17 protein-coding genes are annotated in these 17,819 nt (G+C 63.8%); 6 read left to right on the plus strand and 11 right to left on the minus strand.

What is annotated here, in order from left to right:
* Positions 1–3: 3 nt before the first annotated feature.
* Entirely contained in the window at positions 4–1,233 is a 1,230-nt protein-coding gene (pncB, locus tag AC07R1_RS02135) for a nicotinate phosphoribosyltransferase (protein WP_011060764.1), read from the plus strand.
* A 3-nt stretch (positions 1,234–1,236) separates the two neighbouring features.
* On the plus strand, positions 1,237–2,076 hold the full coding sequence (gene nadE / locus AC07R1_RS02140; RefSeq protein WP_065363761.1) for an NAD(+) synthase: 840 nt from the start codon (positions 1,237–1,239) through the stop codon (positions 2,074–2,076).
* Between the two features lie 132 nt (positions 2,077–2,208).
* Here the strand turns inward: nadE and AC07R1_RS02145 are convergent, their stop codons facing one another.
* The 7 genes from AC07R1_RS02145 to AC07R1_RS02175 all read right to left on the minus strand — a co-directional run bounded on the left by AC07R1_RS02145 (position 2,209) and on the right by AC07R1_RS02175 (position 9,495).
* A complete protein-coding gene (locus AC07R1_RS02145; protein ID WP_495110046.1) occupies positions 2,209–2,676 on the minus strand; it encodes a hypothetical protein in 468 nt (155 codons plus the stop codon).
* Positions 2,669–3,079 carry a GFA family protein gene (locus tag AC07R1_RS02150; protein WP_495110047.1) on the minus strand — a complete coding sequence of 137 codons (411 nt, stop codon included), beginning with the start codon at positions 3,077–3,079 and terminating at the stop codon, positions 2,669–2,671. Before AC07R1_RS02150 ends, AC07R1_RS02145 begins: the two co-directional genes overlap by 8 nt.
* 187 nt (positions 3,080–3,266) lie before the next feature.
* Positions 3,267–4,283: a DUF2628 domain-containing protein gene (locus AC07R1_RS02155; protein ID WP_220224193.1), complete on the minus strand. Its 1,017-nt coding sequence runs from the start codon at positions 4,281–4,283 to the stop codon at positions 3,267–3,269.
* A 112-nt stretch (positions 4,284–4,395) separates the two neighbouring features.
* On the minus strand, positions 4,396–5,709 hold the full coding sequence (locus tag AC07R1_RS02160) for an NAD(P)/FAD-dependent oxidoreductase (RefSeq protein WP_011060769.1): 1,314 nt from the start codon (positions 5,707–5,709) through the stop codon (positions 4,396–4,398).
* 137 nt (positions 5,710–5,846) lie between these two features.
* Entirely contained in the window at positions 5,847–7,211 is a 1,365-nt protein-coding gene (locus AC07R1_RS02165) for a glutamine synthetase family protein (RefSeq protein ID WP_495110048.1), read from the minus strand.
* A gap of 643 nt (positions 7,212–7,854) precedes the next feature.
* Complete coding sequence (locus AC07R1_RS02170) at positions 7,855–8,514, minus strand: methyltransferase family protein (RefSeq protein ID WP_174394975.1); 660 nt, start codon at positions 8,512–8,514, stop codon at positions 7,855–7,857.
* Between the two features lie 84 nt (positions 8,515–8,598).
* Positions 8,599–9,495, minus strand: a complete 897-nt coding sequence (locus AC07R1_RS02175; RefSeq protein WP_342403594.1) for a LysR family transcriptional regulator — start codon at positions 9,493–9,495, stop codon at positions 8,599–8,601.
* A 161-nt stretch (positions 9,496–9,656) separates the two neighbouring features.
* Here AC07R1_RS02175 and AC07R1_RS02180 point away from each other — a divergent pair, with 161 nt between their 5' ends.
* The 3 genes from AC07R1_RS02180 (at position 9,657) to AC07R1_RS02190 (ending at position 12,873) form a co-directional block, all read left to right on the plus strand.
* Complete coding sequence (locus AC07R1_RS02180; protein ID WP_011060773.1) at positions 9,657–10,298, plus strand: hydrolase; 642 nt, start codon at positions 9,657–9,659, stop codon at positions 10,296–10,298.
* Positions 10,299–10,412: 114 nt separating this feature from the next.
* A complete protein-coding gene (locus tag AC07R1_RS02185) occupies positions 10,413–10,991 on the plus strand; it encodes an antibiotic biosynthesis monooxygenase (RefSeq protein ID WP_011060774.1) in 579 nt (192 codons plus the stop codon).
* Between the two features lie 31 nt (positions 10,992–11,022).
* The gene (locus AC07R1_RS02190) at positions 11,023–12,873 is read left to right on the plus strand and encodes an amidohydrolase (RefSeq protein WP_495110049.1); all 1,851 of its coding nucleotides are present in this window, start codon (positions 11,023–11,025) and stop codon (positions 12,871–12,873) included.
* A gap of 91 nt (positions 12,874–12,964) precedes the next feature.
* Here the strand turns inward: AC07R1_RS02190 and AC07R1_RS02195 are convergent, their stop codons facing one another.
* Both AC07R1_RS02195 and AC07R1_RS02200 read right to left on the minus strand, forming a co-directional pair.
* A complete protein-coding gene (locus AC07R1_RS02195) occupies positions 12,965–13,543 on the minus strand; it encodes a GIY-YIG nuclease family protein (RefSeq protein ID WP_041117561.1) in 579 nt (192 codons plus the stop codon).
* A 279-nt stretch (positions 13,544–13,822) separates the two neighbouring features.
* Entirely contained in the window at positions 13,823–14,152 is a 330-nt protein-coding gene (locus tag AC07R1_RS02200; protein ID WP_011060776.1) for a hypothetical protein, read from the minus strand.
* A gap of 568 nt (positions 14,153–14,720) precedes the next feature.
* On the opposite strand from AC07R1_RS02200, the gene AC07R1_RS02205 reads away from it, so the two are divergent.
* The gene (locus AC07R1_RS02205) at positions 14,721–17,081 is read left to right on the plus strand and encodes a DNA polymerase II (RefSeq protein ID WP_072442313.1); all 2,361 of its coding nucleotides are present in this window, start codon (positions 14,721–14,723) and stop codon (positions 17,079–17,081) included.
* 6 nt (positions 17,082–17,087) lie between these two features.
* Here the strand turns inward: AC07R1_RS02205 and AC07R1_RS02210 are convergent, their stop codons facing one another.
* Both AC07R1_RS02210 and AC07R1_RS02215 read right to left on the minus strand, forming a co-directional pair.
* On the minus strand, positions 17,088–17,417 hold the full coding sequence (locus tag AC07R1_RS02210) for a DHCW motif cupin fold protein (protein ID WP_011060778.1): 330 nt from the start codon (positions 17,415–17,417) through the stop codon (positions 17,088–17,090).
* Positions 17,418–17,456: 39 nt separating this feature from the next.
* Positions 17,457–17,753 carry a hypothetical protein gene (locus AC07R1_RS02215; protein WP_495110050.1) on the minus strand — a complete coding sequence of 99 codons (297 nt, stop codon included), beginning with the start codon at positions 17,751–17,753 and terminating at the stop codon, positions 17,457–17,459.
* Positions 17,754–17,819 lie beyond the last annotated feature (66 nt).

Here is a 17,819-nt window from a genome sequence, read left to right on the forward strand (position 1 = left end):
ACCATGGAAAGTGCATTTGACCGCAACAACGGCGTGATCCAGAGCCTGCTGGACACCGACTACTACACCTTCACCATGATGCAGGCGGTGTTGCACCAGCACCCCAATGTGGACGTGGAATACCAGTTCATCGTTCGTTCCAGAGAGTCACTGGTGCACCTGATCCCCGAGATCCGCCAGGAGCTGGAAAAGCTTGCCGGCCTGCAGATGCGCGAAGGCGAACAGCGCTTTTTGTTCAACAAGCGCTTTCGTGAATACCTGACCCCTGACTTCGAACAGTTCCTCGGCCTGTTCCGCTTCAACCTGCGCTACATCCACGTGGCGGCGGTCGACGGCCAACTGAGCATCCGCGTCCGCGGCCCGATGCTGCACTGCATCATGTTCGAGCAGCCGGTGCTGGCCATGGTCAGCGAGCTGCGCAACCGCGATAAGTACCCCGAGGTGGAGCTTGAGGATGTCACCCGCCGGCTCTACCAGAAGTTCGAATGGCTGGAGAAAAACGCCAGCCGCGACGAGCTTGCCGAGTTCCGCGTTTCGGATTTCTCTACCCGCCGGCGCCTGTCGTTCAAGGCTCAGCGCGAAGTGGTGAAGATCATGCGCAGCGATTTCCCCGGGGTCTTCGTCGGCACCAGCAATGCGCACCTGGCCTATGAGTTCGACCTGCCACTGATCGGCACCATGGCCCACCAATGGCTGATGGTGCACCAGCAACTGGGGCGGCTGCGCGAGAGCCAGAACGCGGCCCTGGAGAACTGGGTGCACGAGTACCGCGGGCGCCTGGGCATTGCCCTGACCGACTGCATCAGCACCGATTTCTTCCTCAAGGACTTCGACCTGTACTTCGCCAAGCTCTACGACGGCCTGCGCCAGGATTCCGGGGACCCGATCCTCTGGGCCGACAAGGTCCTGGCCCGCTACCGGGAACTGGGCATCGACCCGCGGACCAAGGACCTGATGTTTTCCGATGGCCTGAACTTCGAGAAATGCCTGCCGATCCTGCGCCACGTGCGTGGCCAGGCCCGCTTCGGTTTCGGCATGGGCACCAGCCTGGCCTGTGATGTGGAGGGCGTGGAGCCGCTGAGCATCGTGATGAAGCTGGTGCGGGTGCATGGCGAACCGGTGGTGAAGTTCTCCGACGACCCGATCAAGAACGTCTGCGAAGACCCGTCGTTCCTCCGCTACGCGGCCCAGGTGTTCAACGTCGATCTTGCCCACTCGCCCCTGGAGGCCTGACATATGAGCAATTCAACCCAAGCACGCATCGCCCGGGAACTGGGCATTGACCGGCAACTGGTTCGCGGTGGCGAGGCCGCCGAGATCGCCCGGCGTGTGGCCTTTATCCAGCAGGTACTGCGCGAGTCCGGCTGCAGCACCCTGGTACTGGGCATCAGTGGTGGGGTGGATTCCCTGACCGCCGGCCGCCTGTGCCAGTTGGCGGTGGAGCAGATGCGCGCCGCGGGGCAGGAGGCCCGTTTCATCGCCATGCGCCTGCCTTATCGGCAACAGGCGGATGAAAGTGATGCCCAGGCTTGCCTGGACTTCATAGGCCCCGACGCGGTGAGCACTTGCAACATTGCTGACAGCGTCGAGGGCCTGATGAACCAGGTGCGGATCGACGGCCTGCAGCCTTCGCCGGCCCTCACGGACTTCGTCAAGGGCAACGTCAAGGCCCGGGCGCGGATGCTGGCCCAGTACGCGGTGGCCAACTTCAGCAACGGCCTGGTGGTGGGCACCGACCACGGCGCCGAGGCCCTGATGGGTTTCTTCACCAAGTACGGCGACGGCGCCTGCGACCTGGCCCCGCTGTCGGGGCTGACCAAGACCCAGGTGCGGCTGCTGGCCGAGGCCCTCGGCGCGCCAGGGCATCTGGTGTACAAGGCGCCCACCGCGGACCTGGAGGAACTGGCGCCGGGCAAGCTGGACGAAACGGCTTATGGTTGCAGCTACGCAGAAATTGACGCTTACCTGATGGGCGAGCCCGTTACCGACGCGGTGCGCCAGTTGATCGAGCGTGCCTACCTGCGCACTGCCCACAAACGCGCCTTGCCCCACACCCCGGCGATAGCTGGCCTGTAGCAACGGACTTGTGTGGTCCGCCGAATCGCCTTCGCCGGCAAGCCGGCTCCTACAGGCAGCGCTGCACCCAATACCGTAGGAGCCAGCTTGCTGGCGAAGGGGCCCGGAGCAGCACCGCCACCCTTTGAGCGTTCAATCCGGCCATCTGCGCAACGCCTCACGGCAATCCTTGGTCAGCTCCGGCATATGCTCCCGTACCTGCGACCAACCCAATATCTCCAGCGCCTCGCGGGCGCCTTCTCGCAGCGGTCGCCATTGCGGGTGTTCGAAGCCGTTGTCTTCCAGGGTCAGGCCGTAAGCTTCCCGGCACAGTACTTCACAGCCGCTTAACAGTGCTTGCAAGCGCGGCAGCAAGTGCGGCGCCAGATGCAGCGGAAACTGCTTCACAAAACCAGCGAGATAGTCCAGATAGCCAGACCACAGATTGCACTCGGCACAGCAACCGACCTCCACCCGTTGTCGCTTGGCGTCCAGGGCGAGAAATTCCAGGGCCACGCCCAGTTCTCCCAACAGGATGATCCTCCGGTATTCGTCCTGGCCGTACCAGGTCCAGACGTTCGAGGCGAGGGGGGAGCTGCAGCGCGACGGTGCTTCACTCATGCTTTTCGCCTTTATCCTGCGTTGTCGGTGCGGGCTGCCAGCCCTCGGGCCAGCGGTCGCTGAACGAATGGCTGTGCGGCATCAGGGCCGGGTCGCGGTTGTCATCGAAGCAGCCCAGCAGCAAGGCAATGGTCGGCTGATCATCGATGGCCCCCAGGGAGCTGCCGCAAGCCCGGCAAAAGGCCCGGCTCGAATAGTCCGACGACCTGAAGGTCGCCGGTGCGCCGCCAGGGCCGGTCCAGGTCACCCGTTCTCGGGGGAATTCGACCCACGCCAGCGTCAGCGCGCCGCTGTGGCGCTGGCACAATTGGCACGAGCAGGTGTGGGGATTGGCGGCAGGCCCGCGGGCTTCGAAGCGGACCTGGCCGCACAGGCAGCCGCCCTGATACAACGCTTGGTTCATGGCTGGGTCTCTGGACATGCGGCGCTGATGGCCGGTGGGCGAATCTACCACGGCCAACGTGCTTTCAAGGCACGACCAATGGCTGATCGAACGCTGTGGCCGCAGAGTCAGGTGTGATCCACAGACTTTCTTCGGAGTTCTTTTGCCCCAAGCTGCGGCTCGGATCGCTTTCACGGGGCAACGGGGGTTATTGACCGAACCCCGGCGCTGCCTCTTCGACCTTTCTTTTGTACTGCACCTTGGCCTGGTCGGGGTTGCAGGACAGCAGGGCATCGACCTGGACAAAACCCTTGGACAGCACCTGCCTTTCTCGCCACAGGTTGCCGCACGCGCCGAATACCCCGGCGCTGAGCAGCCAGCCCAGGGCGAACCAGTGGTGGCCGGCGCCTGTATCAGGGATCAGCAGGGTCAGGCCCAGGGCAGCCAGGGTGAGGGCGGTCACCCAGTACAGGCTGACGCAGTACGACCAGAGTACGGTGAGAAAGCAGGCGGCAAAATTGAAGCCGATGGCCACGGCTTCCAGTTCGCCCTGGGGGTTGCGATAGAGGCGGTAGAGGCGTTTGTGTTGTTCCTCTAGGTCCTGGTTGATCCGCTTCTCACGCTCGGCGATCTGGATTTTCTCCGTAGCGCTGAGGTCGCTGTCATCGAAGATTTCCTTGAAGGTTTCTTCCAGAAGGTAATAGCCGGTGTAGGCGCTGGAATGGCCGGTGAGGTACAGGGCGTCGACGCGATAGCGGCGGTTGAGCTTCAACTGGGTGTCGCCACTGAAGAAGCTGCAGGCCGAGGTCTGGATGTGCAACCAATGCTTGCCAAAGCTGTATTCGATATAGGGCTTGCCGCCGTTCCGAACCCAGCGGCGGTCGAAGTAGCCTTCCAGTTGCTCCACCTTCACGTCCGTGATGTCGGTCCTGGGTTGCGCCTGGGCGTTGAGCCACTTGGCGGTGCACCAGCCACCGACCATCAGGCAGAGGAAGGTGCACAGGATGACCTTGGCGAACAGCGGGCCATCCAGCAGGCAGATGAGGATGAGGCAGGGGAGCAGCAGGATGCCCGAGAGGACGCAGGTGGTTTCAACATCAGCCTTCCAGGCGCGGGTCAGGTCTTGATTGATGCGGTCGATTCTTTCCTGGTCGAGGACTCGGATAACGGCGGTCTCGCTGGGCCCAAGCCTCAGGCTTGGGCGGGTCTTTACAAGACGAAGCACAGGGACCGCCCGCGGGCTCGGGGCGGTCCATGCCTTCGAGGGGCGGGCAGCCTACTGAACAGGGGGCGGTTCAGCAAGCCGGTTCAGCGGCCCGCGGATGCTTGCCCGGCCCTCAGCGCAGTTTCTCCAGCATCTGGTAGTACCACATGCCCGCCGCCAGCATCGGGTTGCCCAACTGGTCGCCGAAGGGTACGCGGATGTGCTGGCAGGCGGCGAAGGTGTCGTAGTGGCCGAGGTGGCCGGTCAGGGCCTGGGCCATGATCTCGCCCATGATGTGGGTGGTGGCCACGCCGTGCCCGGAGTAGCCCTGGCAGTACCAGACGTTGTCCGAGAGCTTGCCCAGTTGCGGGATGCGGTTGATCACGATGCCCATGGCGCAGCTCCACTGGAAATCGATGCCTACGCCCTTGAGCGCGGGGAAGGTGCGTTCGATGCACGGGCGCAGTTCGCCGGCGATGTCCCGCGAGTCCTTGCCGCTGTAGTTGGCGCCGCCGCCGAACAGCAGGCGGCCGTCGGCGGTCATGCGGTAGTAATCGAGCACGAAGCGGCAGTCGTAGACCGCCAGGTCCTCGGGGTTGAGGCGCTTGGCCAGGTCGCCCAAGGGCTCGGTGGTGACGATGCCGCCCATGGCGGGGAAGATCTTGCCCTTGAGTTTCTTCGGTTCCAGCTTGTGGTACACATCGCCCGCCAGCAGCACTTGCCGGGCGTCGATGCGGCCCTGGGCGGTGACCACCGCCGGGCGCTCGCCGTGGATGATCTCCAGCACTTCGCTGTGTTCGAAAATCAGCGCCCCCAGGCTTTCGGCAGCCCGGGCTTCGCCGATGCACAGGTTCAACGGATGCAGGTGCAGGTTGCGGGTGTTCTTGATGGCGCCGTGGTAGAGCTCGCTTTCCAGCAGCCCGCGGACCTGGGCCCGGTCCAGCAGGCTGACCTCGTCGCCCATACCGCGGCGCACCGCTTCTTCGTAGTCGGCGCGCAGGCCCGGCAGGTGGCTGGGTTTGTAGGCCGCGTGCAGGTGGCCGTGCTTGAGGTCGCAGGCAATGGCGTATTTTTCCACTCGCTGCTGGATGATCTGGTGCCCGCGCCAGCGCAGGTGCCAGATGAAATCGTCCACTTCCTCGCCCAGGTGGCGGCGCATCTGCTTGCGCATGGCTTCATCGCCGGAGAGGCTACCGGTGACCTGGCCGCCATTGCGCCCGGTGGCGCCCCAGCCGATCTTGTGGCTTTCGACGATGGCGACTTTCAGGCCGCGCTCGGCCAGTTCCACCGCGCTGGCGACGCCGGTGAAGCCGCCGCCGATGATCACCACATCCACTTGATGAGTGCCTTGCAGGGTCGGGTAGTGGGTTTCCTGGTTCAGGGTGGCGCTGTAGTAGCTGGGGCAGCGCTCGGCTGCCGGGGTCCGCGGATCGAAGGCGGCTGTCATGGATAGAACCTCGCAAAAAAGTGAGCCGGGCCGCTGCGGGCAGGCAGCGGCCAGGGCTTTGAAATCGGTCGATGGGCCGGCGGGTCCGGCACGCAATGGATGCGCCCGAGCCCTGCGCGGCAGATCGGCGACGGACCTCAGGCCTGGGTCAGGTACCAGCGCCAGTCCTGCTCGCCGACTTCGGCCATGAACTGGCGGTACTCGGCACGCTTGACCGCCAGGTACACACCGAGGAATTCGGAGCCCAGGGCATCCCGTGCCCAGGCCGATTGCTCCAGGGCCACCAGCGAGGTCAGCCAGTCGGTGGGCAGCAGTTCGGTGGCCTGGGCGTAGCCATTGCCCTGTACCGGCTCGCCGGGGTCGAGGTTTTCCCGCAGGCCACGATGGATGCCGGCGAGAATCGCCGCCGCTGCCAGGTAGGGGTTGGCGTCGGCACCGCAGATGCGGTGCTCGATGTGCCGGCTATTGGCCGGGCCGCCGGGCACCCGTAGGCTCACGGTGCGGTTGTCGACGCCCCAGGTGGGGGCCAGGGGCGCGTAGCTGTTGCTCTGGAAACGCCGGTAGGAGTTGGCGTTGGGGCAGAACAGCAGCAGCGACTCCAACAGGGACGCGAGCATGCCACCCACCGCCTGGCGCAACAGCGGGGTGCCGGCCGGGTCCTGGCTGGCGAACAGGTTGCGGCCCGCGGCGTCGGCGATGCTCACGTGCATGTGCATGCCGGTGCCGGCCAGGTGATCGAAGGGCTTGGCCATGAAGGTGGCCTGCATCCCGTGCTTGTGGGCCACGGCCTTGACCAGGCGCTTGTAGCGCACGGCCTGGTCCATGGCTTCCAGGGCGTCGCCGTGTTCCAGGGTGATTTCCACCTGGCCTGGGGCGTATTCGGAGATCGCCGTGCGCGCTGGAATGCCCTGCAGTTTGCAGGCGGCGTAGAGGTCGGCGAGGAACGGCTCGATCTGCTCCAGCTCGCGCAGGCCATAGACCTGGGTGCTGCGCGGGCGACCGCCGTCGGCATCCAGCGCCGGTTGCGGCCGGCCGTTGCTGTCGCGCTTGGCGTCCAGCAGGTAGAACTCCAGCTCGCAGGCCATCACCGGGTGGTAACCGTCGGCCTTGAGGCCGTCGATGACCTTGATCAGCAGGTGGCGCGGATCGGCGATGCTGGCGGGCAGGCCCTCCTGAGGGTGCATGCTGACCTGCACCGCGGCGGTAGGGATCTGCCGCCAGGGCAGGCGTACCAGGCTGCCGGCCAGTGGGTAGGCACGGCAGTCGATATCGCCCACATCCCAGACCAGGCCGGAGTTTTCCACGTCGTCGCCGTTGAGGGTCAGGCCAAGGATGGTGCTGGGCAGGGGCCGGCCGCTTTCGTACACCGCCAGCAGTTCTTCGCGGTGCAACAGCTTGCCCCGGGGCACGCCGTTGGCGTCGAGAATGAACAGCTCGATCATGTCGATATCGGGGTTGGCGGCGAGGAAACTCCGGGCTTCGTCTAGGGCTGCAAAATTCATGTTTGTGCTCGCTTGGCGCCCGTGGGGCGCGCAGGTTTTCAGGTCCTGCAACGACGCCGCGCACGGGCCGGTTGCAAGGGCAGAAATCAGGTCTGGGAGGGACCACGCAGGAGCGCGATCAGGCCAGCGGCGAGTGATCCGGAGGGCGTGAGGAATGGCGCAGGCGGGAACGGCACAGGGCCATGGGCAGGTTGACCAGAAGCTTCATGGGCAGGGCCTGTCCAGGAAGAGAAAACCGATGACGCCAGCGCGCACCTCATGCACCTCACAAGGGCGTTGGGCAGGGTGCAGCGGGGAGTGGCAGGGCAGTGCGATGCGAGCGTCGACAAGCGTACCACCGCCAAGGCGCGGGGCCGTGGAGCGGGTGCAGGCCAATCCGTGGAACGGGCTCTGGGGATGCATCTGCCGGGTGATCTCGCTGTCGAGTTCGGGGTGATTATTCTTGGTTTACACCGGGCGCTGGAGGATGCGAACTGCTGCGGCGAGCCTCCAGGGCGGATCAATACTGCAAGAAAGCGCAGGCCAATGTAAGGGGGGTAAAGGGCGCAAGCCCCTTGGCATGGGGCTTTCGCTCATGGTGAAAGCCGCGTGCTAGAGCGGCGCGTCCCGGCTGCCAGGCGTGTCTGATTTTTTTTACAGAGCCTTAGTACAGGCCCGGCAGCAGGCGCCAGCTGCGGGCGCGATAGGCCTCGTATTCCTCGCCGAAATGCTTGAGCAACAAGGCCTCCTCGGCATGAATCCGCGCAATCAGCGGGACCAGGGTCAGTGCTGCCAGCAACAACCCCAGCCCCGAGCGAAACGCCAGGGCCCAACCCAGGGCATTCACCAGCAGGCCCAGGTAGCTGGGGTTGCGCAGGTGGCGGTAGAGGCCGTCCACCACCAGGCGGTGGTTGGGCTGGATCGCCACCAGCCCGCTGAAGCGCCGGCCGAGGATGAATACCGGCCACAGCCGCAGCCCGCCGCCGAGGATGAACAGCAAGGCCCCGAGCCAGCGCAGGCCTTCGCCGCCGAAGGTGCAGAAATCGATGCGGTCGCTGTAGGCCGGGACGAAGCCGCTCAACAGGCCGATCACCCCGAACACCGGCAGTACCCAGCGGTTGCCCTGGTCTTCCTGCTCGCCGCTGCTCAGGTTGACTTCGCTGTACAGCGCGGCGACTACCATCAGCAGGGTGGCGATGGCGATCAGGGTCAACTGTGGATGGCCGAAGAAGGCGGAGAAACCGCCCATGCCCCAGATCGCCAGGCCCAGGTAGGCGAGGGCACCGAGGATGCTGGAAACGGCTAGCCTGAGGGAGATTTTCATGATGCGCTGCGCCAGTAGCGGGAACCTGTGTTGAGTGTAGGAGCCCGCCTGCGGGTGAAGGCGTACGTTCGTCCGCTGCAAGGTTCAGCCCGCGGTTTTCTGGGTCAGGTGCCCCGCCAGAAAGTCGATGAAGGCCCGGGTCTTCTGCGGCACCCGCCGCGCCGAGGGGTAGACCACGTTGATGCTGATGGGCGGCGCCTGCCATTCGCAGAGCACCGGCACCAGGCGCCCGGCCGCCAGGGCGTCCTCGACGATGAAATCCGGCAGCAGGGCGATGCCCATGCCGGCCTCGGCGGCCTGAGCCAGCAGGTCGCCGTTGTTGGCGTGCAGCGGCCCGGTGACATGCACCCGCTGCACGTCACTGCCGTTGCTCAATTGCAGGCTGACGCCGCTTTGCAGGTAGCCGTAGTTCAGGCACTGGTGGCTGCTCAGGTCCTTGGGCTGGCGCGGGACGCCGGCCCGGGCCAGGTAGGTGGGGGAGGCCACCATGATCCGCGGTGCCGGTGCCAGCTGGCGGGCCACCATGGACGAGTCCGGCAGGCTGGCAATGCGCAGGGTGACATCGAAGCCGCCGCGCAGCGGGTCCACCTGCTGGTCGCTGAGCACCAGTTGCAACTCGATCAGCGGATGCTGTTCGTGGAACAGCGGCACCAGCGGCCCGAGCCGACGCAGACCGAAGGACATCGGTGCATTGACTCGCAGCACTCCGCGCAACTCGGCGATGCCATCGCGCGCGCGCTGTTCGGCTTCGTCCACCGTGGCCAGCACTTCCCGAACGCTTTCGTAGTACTCGGCACCGGCTTCGGTCAGGCGCAGGCTGCGGGTGGTGCGTTGCAGCAGTTGCACGCCGATGGCCTCTTCCAGCGCCTGGATCTGTTTGCTGACCTTGGAACGGGGCACGTCCATGGCGCGGGCGGCTGCGGCAAAGCCGTTTTCGTCGACGGTGACGACGAAGGCGCGCATGCATTCGATACGGTCCATGATTGTCCCTGATTTAGAATCAATGATTCTCGATTTTAGGTAATTGTTCCTTTTTCTGCCAGGCCCTAGATTAGCCACCAAGCCGGACGCCACGGGGCGCAAGCAGCGCCATCAGCCGGTCATGTTCGACCCTCACTCTCTGACTGCAAAAGGAACGCGCCATGTCCATTCGTGAATTGCTCAACCCGACCAACTCCGCCCTGATCCTCATCGACCACCAGCCGCAGATGGCCTTCGGCGTGCAATCGATCGATCGCCAGACCCTGAAGAACAACACCGTGGCCCTGGCCAAGGCGGCCAGGATCTTCAACGTGCCGAGCATCCTCACCTCGGTGGAGACCGAAAGCTTCAGCGGCTACATCTGGCCGGAACTGCTGGCGGTGTTTCCCGGCCAGCAGCCCATCGAGCGCACGTCGATGAACTCCTGGGAAGACCGCAAGCTGGTGGAGGCGGTGAAGGCCACCGGGCGCAAGAAACTGGTGATGGCGGCGCTGTGGACCGAGGTCTGCCTGACCTTCCCGGCGCTGGAGGCCATGGCCGAAGGTTACGAGGTGTACATAGTCACCGACGCTTCTGGCGGCACCAGCCAGGAGGCCCACGACATGGCCGTGCAGCGGATGATCCAGGCCGGCGCGGTGCCGGTGACCTGGCAGCAGGTGCTGCTGGAGTACCAGCGCGACTGGGCGCACAAGGACAGCTACGACGCGGTCATGGGCCTGGTACTGGAACACAGCGGTGCCTACGGCATGGGCGTGGACTATGCCTACAGCATGGTGCACAAGGCCCCGCAACGTCAGCTGTAGGCGCCGCCTGGCCGGCGAATGCGATCGCACCGACCGCTTCGCTGGCAAGCCAGCCCCTACGGGCCTTAACTGTGATGCGCGAATGCATCTCCTAGCAGACACTGGAGCCTTCTGATGAATATCGAACTCACCGACGGTGTCGTGACCCTGCTGGTCCGTCACCGGATCAAGCAGGGCCAGGATCAGGCCTATGAAACCTGGCTGCGGCAGATCATCGCCAAGGCCCGCAGCTATCCGGGGCACCTGGGCATCGACGTGGTGCGTGGCCACAGCGGCGGCCTCGGGTTGTTCACCAGCGTGCTGCGCTTTGCCAGCACCGAACAGTTGCAGCACTGGCTGGATTCCGCCGACCGCCGCGAGCTGGTGCAACAGGCCCAGCACCTGCTGGCCGACGGTGACCAGACCGAAATCAACGCCGATCGCGAATTCTGGTTCACCCCCCAGGACGGCGGTGCACCGACCCCGCCACCGCGCTGGAAACAGGCGTGTGTGACCTTCCTGGTGATCCTGCCGCTGAGCTTCCTGGTGCCGCAATTGTGGAAGCCGCTGTTCGCCCAACTGCCCTGGCTTGGCGGCTATGTGCCGGCCACGGTGCTGATCACCCTGAGCATCGTGCTGCTGGTGGTCTACGTCTTCATGCCCCGGGTCACGCGCCTGTTCAGCCGTTGGCTGCAGCCACGTAGTGCGGCCTGATTCCTTCCCGACCTTCGTTTGGAGCAATGCCATGAAACCCGATGCAATTGCCGACCTGATTCTGTTCAACGGCCGCCTGCACACCGTGGACCGGGCCAAACCCCGGGCCAGCGCGGTGGCGATCAAGGACGGGCGCTTCATCGCCGTGGGCAATGACGCCCAGGCCATGGCCCTGCGCGGTGCCGGCACCCAGGTCATCGACCTCATGGGGCGCATGGTGATCCCCGGGCTCAACGATTCGCACCTGCACCTGATCCGCGGCGGCCTGAACTACAACCTGGAGCTGCGCTGGGAAGGCGTGCCGTCCCTGGCCGACGCCCTGCGCTTGCTCAAGGAACAGGCCCTGCGTACCCCGGCGCCGCAGTGGGTACGGGTGGTGGGCGGCTGGAACGAATTCCAGTTTGCCGAGAAACGCATGCCGACCCTGGAAGAGCTGAACCAGGCGGCGCCGGATACCCCGGTGTTCGTCCTGCACCTGTATGACCGCGCCTTGCTCAACCGCGCCGCGCTGCGAGTGGTGGGCTACGACCGCAACACGCCGAACCCGCCGGGGGGCGAGATCGTCCGCGATGGCAACGGCAACCCCACGGGCATGCTGATCGCCCGCCCCAACGCGATGATTCTGTATGCGACCCTGGCCAAGGGCCCCAAGCTGCCGTTGGAGTACCAGGTCAACTCGACCCGCCAGTTCATGCGCGAGCTCAACCGCCTGGGGGTCACCAGCGCCATCGATGCCGGTGGCGGCTTCCAGAACTACCCCGACGACTACCAGGTGATCAACGAACTGGCGGCCCAACAGCAACTGACCGTGCGCATCGCCTACAACCTGTTCACCCAGAAGCCCAAGGAGGAACTGGCGGACTTCAAGCACTGGACCTCCAGCGTCACCTACGGCCAGGGCGACGACTTCCTGCGGCACAACGGGGCAGGGGAGATGCTGGTGTTTTCCGCTGCGGATTTCGAGGACTTCCTCGAACCGCGTCCCGACCTGCCGCAGAGCATGGAGCAGGAGCTGGAACCGGTGGTGCGCCACCTGGTGGAGCAGCGCTGGCCGTTCCGCCTGCACGCCACCTACGATGAATCCATCTCGCGGATGCTCGATGTGTTCGAAAAGGTCGACCGCGACATTCCCTTCAACGGCCTGCCGTGGTTCTTCGATCATGCGGAAACCATCAGCCCGAAGAACATCGAACGGGTGAGGGCCCTGGGCGGCGGCATCGCGATCCAGGACCGCATGGCCTTCCAGGGCGAGTACTTCGTCGAGCGCTACGGCGCCAAGGCCGCTGAGATGACCCCGCCGATCCAGCGCATGCTCGCCGAAGGCGTCCCGGTGGGCGCCGGCACCGACGCCACCCGAGTCTCCAGCTACAACCCCTGGACCTCGCTGTACTGGATGGTCAGCGGCCGGACTGTCGGCGGGCTGGAGCTGTACCCCCAGGGCCTGAGCCGCGATACCGCGCTGGAGCTCTACACCCACGGCAGCGCCTGGTTCTCCTCGGAACAGGGCAAGAAGGGCCAGATCAAGGTCGGGCAACTGGCGGACCTAGTGGCCCTGTCGGCGGACTACTTCAGCGTCGAGGAAGAGGCGATCAAGTGGATCGAGTCCCTGCTCACCGTAGTGGATGGCAAGGTGGTGCATGCCGCCGGTGACTTCGACCAACTCGCCCCACCGAGCCTGCCGGTGACCCCGGACTGGTCGCCGGTGGCCAAGGTGCCTGGGCATTGGAAGCCCAACGCACCGTTGCAGAACCAGGTGCACCAGTGCAGCGGACCGTGCGCAGTGCATGCCCACGGGCACCAGAAAGCGCGCATGTCCAATGTACCGGTGAGTGACTTCCAGGGGTTCTGGGGAGCGTTTGGGTGTTCGTGTTTTGCGTTCTGAAGCAAACCCGTAAAAGGCGGCAGGGCGGTAGACCGTCCTGTCGCCTGCTATTTGGGAAAATCTCCCGGCTGCAGGAGGGGTAGGATGCGTGTCAGTCGATGCCAGGAGGCGTATACGCCTGTTCGATATGGCCGATGTTCTTGTTCAAGATAGGCTTGGAAATTCTGAGGATCAGTGACTCAACGTGTTTTGGGAAATCCAACCAATCGGAGCTGCCGACGTCGTAGGCTGAGATGTAGCGAACGATTTCGTAGCGTTTATCGGGCTTCTTCTTGATCCCTGCCGGGAACTGGATGTCTACGTCCCGGCGAATGGCCGAGTAGGTTTCTTTCAACAGGTTGGTGGCTTTGCCTAGGTAGATGAGGTTGGCCATCGAGTCATAAAAGGCATAGATGCCTGCCCGCTCTTCGTGGCCCTTGAACAGGGTTCTCAACTGAGCCATCACCGGCTGGTCCTGCTTGAACTCGGCGAACTCCACTACTGACTGGAATTCAGGCGTAAAAGCACAGTGTATGAAGTGCTCAACTGTGAGGTGCTGTGGCTGGCATTGGCCAGAACACCAGTCCGCGATCTGCTTGCTGCTGTACCCGGTATGGGAACAGGCAGTTTCTATGTCTCCCGAGTAATACTGTTCAATGATGTAACGCAAAACACCGCAGCGATCAGTCACAAAAAATCCTTTTCCCAGATTTGGCTTAGCTATCGAGTAGACCTCCTGATGGTTGTACTGAGTCTCAGCATGATCCTGAAAGTCCGTATTCCAACCTCCAGGTCGGCTTGAGTGGACGAATGATACTAATTGGCCATTATTGTGTCCAACCGTTAGCAGATGGTGCTCTTGAAGTGGTTTCGGTATCCGGAAAAGGCAATTCAAGTTCGTTGCAGACAATAAAAAGGGGCGCTGAAAGTTCAGCGCCCCTTGTTGGCTTATACCCAGTGTTAACTTGTCTCAGCAAAACCGATCAATAACCCGAACTTCCGACTTATCCCGCAGCGATTGCCATTCGGCTTTCAGGGTCTCCAGGACCCGGCCGATGAAGTCCTTGTCGGCGGCGGCTTTCTTGCCGACGTAGCCCTGGCCACGGCGGTACATCTTCAGGCGGGCCGCGAGGTCCCGGTTGTTCTGGTCGAACTCTGCTTCATGGCTATGGGGCGACAGGCAGTCGATATGCACTTGGCCCGACTTGGCGATCCACAGGATGTGGCTGTCGTGGCTGTCTTTCTGTGCGGCGAACATGCGTGCCAATTCATCAATAGTGGGTTGATTATTAAGATTCATTTGTAGCCCCCTTGACCATTTATCGATCTATCTAAGTTGATTCGCTAATTCATCTTGCTACGTCGGTAAGTTGAACCCTGATACCGGAAACAGGGCGACAGAGGGTGTCTGTCGGATACAGATAAGGCCCAGAGCCTGATGCGTGTAGTTGCCTTGATTAACTGCTACGCAATAGCGTCACAACGAAGAGAAGCAGCGTAAACCTGGATGAAGCTGCCGACATTCCCACCATCGGCCACAAGCATCTTGAAGAGTTTTCGCCGGCTTCCCGTCTTGGTACTGGACGGTCAATGCCAGGTCAGTTTCATCAATCTGCCTTGTGGGCAGTACACATCCGGGTCACAGCTCGGCGGTCAGACGAGCTTGCTCATAACACCTTTGCCTCGTCCCCCGATCGGGGAGACGTCTGCATCATGCAAGGCCGAAATCCTCTCGTCAACGGTTTTGTAGTGAAAATTTTCAGGCACTACATATTGTCTGACAAAAGCCGAAAAGCCATCATCCGGCCCCCCCAACGCGAGGCTGGGCAGGTAGAATCGGCGCCTTGAAATGTTCTGAGGTTGCAGCGGTGGATGTACAACAAGGCTTCGTCCTGACCCGGCACTGGCGCGATACGCCGGCGGGCACGCAAGTCGATTTCTGGCTGGCCACCGACCAGGGGCCGCGCCAGATCCGCCTGCCGTTGCAGACTTCCGTGGCCTTCGTCCCGGCGGCGCAGCGGGCCCAGGCCGAGCGCTTGCTGACCGACGACCCGGATGTGCAACTGCGCCCCTTGCAGCTGCGTGACTTCCACCAGCGCCCGGTGCTGGGCCTGTACTGCCCGCAGCACAATCAGCTGATGCGCCTGGAAAAGACCCTGCGGCGCGCCGGGGTGGAGGTGTTCGAAGCCGATGTGCGGCCGCCCGAGCGCTACCTGATGGAGCGCTTCATCACCGCGCCGGTGTCCTTCGGCGGCCAGCCCGGCCCCGATGGCTTGTTGCTGGAGGCGCAGATGAAGCCGGCGCCAAACTACCGGCCGAGCCTCAAGCTGGTGTCCCTGGACATCGAGACCAGCGAGCGCGGCGAGTTGTATTCCATTGCCCTGGAAGGTTGCGGCCAGCGCCAGGTGTACATGCTCGGCAAGGCCCGGGACGACGACAGTGCGGTGGATTTCGACCTGGAGTTCTGCGCCAGCCGCGAGCAGTTGCTGGAGAGGCTCAACCAGTGGCTGGCCGAGCATGACCCCGACGCGATCATCGGCTGGAACCTGGTGCAGTTTGACCTGCGCGTACTCCACGAACATGCCCGGCGCCTGGCGGTGCCGCTGCGCCTGGGGCGTGGTGGCGAGGAAATGCAGTGGCGCGAGCACGGCAGCCGTACCCACTATTTCGCCTCGGCTGCCGGCCGCCTGATCATCGATGGCATCGAGGCATTGCGTTCGGCGACCTGGAGCTTCCCTTCCTTCAGCCTGGAAAACGTCGCCCAGACCCTGCTGGGGGAGGGCAAGTCGATCGACAACCCCTACCAGCGCATGGACGAGATCAACCGCATGTTCGCCGAGGACAAGCCGGCCCTGGCCCGCTACAACCTCAAGGACTGCGAGCTGGTGACGCGGATCTTCGCCAAGACCGAGCTGCTGACCTTTCTTCTGGAACGGGCCACGGTCACCGGCCTGCCCGCCGACCGCAGCGGCGGTTCGGTGGCGGCCTTTACCCACCTGTACATGCCGCTGATGCATCGCCAGGGCTTTGTCGCCCCCAACCTGGGCGAGCTGCCGCCCCAGGCCAGCCCCGGCGGTTTCGTCATGGATTCGCGGCCCGGGCTCTACGAGTCGGTGCTGGTGCTGGACTACAAGAGCCTGTACCCGTCGATCATCCGCAGTTTCCTGATCGACCCGGTGGGGCTGGTGGAAGGCCTGCGCCAACCGGACGAGCAACATTCGGTAGCGGGCTTTCGCGGCGCGCGTTTCTCCCGCACCCGGCATTGCCTGCCGTCGATCGTGACCCGGGTCGCCGAGGGCCGCGAAGTGGCCAAGCGCGAGCACAATGCGCCGCTGTCCCAGGCGTTGAAGATCATCATGAACGCCTTCTACGGCGTGCTGGGTTCCAGCGGTTGTCGCTTCTTCGACCCGCGCCTGGCGTCCTCCATCACCCTGCGTGGCCACGAGATCATGGCCCGCACCCGGCAACTGATCGAGGCCCAGGGGCATCAGGTGATCTACGGCGACACCGATTCCACCTTCGTCTGGCTCGGCGGCCTGCATGACGAGGAACAGGCAGGCCTGATCGGCCGTGCCCTGGTGGCCCACGTCAACCAGTGGTGGCGTGATCACCTGCAGCAGCAATACGGCCTGGAAAGCGCCCTGGAGTTGCAGTTCGAAACCCACTACAAACGCTTTCTGATGCCCACCATCCGTGGTGCCGAGGAGGGCAGCAAGAAGCGCTACGCCGGCCTGGTGCAGCGCGCCGATGGCAGCCAGGAGATGGTCTACAAGGGCCTGGAGACGGTGCGCACCGACTGGTCGCCCCTGGCCCGGGAATTCCAGCAGGAGCTGTACCAGCGCATCTTCCACCGCCAGCCCTACCAGGACTATGTGCGCGACTACGTGCAACGCACCCTGGCCGGGCAACTGGATGACCTGTTGATCTACCGCAAGCGCCTGCGCCGGCCCCTGGACGACTACGAGCGCAACGTGCCGCCCCATGTCCGCGCAGCGCGCCTGGCGGACGAATACAACCGCGAGCAGGGCCGCCCACTGCAGTACCAGAACGGCGGCTGGATCAGCTACGTCATCACCTTGGCCGGCCCCGAGCCCCTGGAAAACCGCCGCGCCGCCATCGACTACGAGCACTACCTGACCCGCCAGTTGCAACCGGTGGCGGACGCCATCCTGCCGTTCGTGCAGGATGATTTCAGCACCCTGGTGGGTGGGCAGATGGGCCTGTTCTGAAGCGCTTCAATCCACCACGAACAGCTTGGCCCCCACGGCGGTGAAGGAGCGGTGCGGCTCGGCGTTGTCCGCCACCTGGTAGCTCATGCCCGGGGTCAGGACGAACCGCCGGCCGTCCTCCAGCTCGGTGTGCAGCTCGCCTTCCAGGCACAACAGGATGTGGCCCTTGGAGCACCAGTGGTCGGCCAGGTAGCCGGGGCTGTATTCCACCATGCGCACGCGAATTTCACCGAACTGCCGGGTGCGCCAGAAGGCGCTGCCGGTTTCGCCGCGATGCTCGGTGGGTTCGATGTTCGACCAGTCGGTGGTGGCGAAGGGAATTGCGCTGATGTGCATGCACGGCTCTTGAGGTTGTGAGGCAAAAGGGGAGAGGGCTCAGTCGTCCACGGCTTCGCAGAGACCACTGGCGCCATGCTTGTCGGTGTACTTGACGGTCACCGATTCATCGTCCTCGACGCTGATGGACAGGCTGATTTCTGCCGTCTTGACCTGGAAATGCCGGTCATCCACGGCACTGTTCTTGACTGCGTTGCCGTTGATGTAAACCGGGCCGCCCTGGTCGGCGCTGACTGCCAGATTGCCCGGGCAGGAGACGTTGAACAGTGGAATGCCTTCGGCGTGGGCCGAGCCGGCGAGGATCATCAAGGTGCCCAGAAACAGGATTTTGCGCATCACAGACTCCTATCCAAAGAGGGCCGCGGGGCCCCGGTGCGGTGTCTAGCCTATCCCTTGGCGCCC

The organism is Pseudomonas sp. GW821-FHT07F01 (assembly GCF_059418825.1).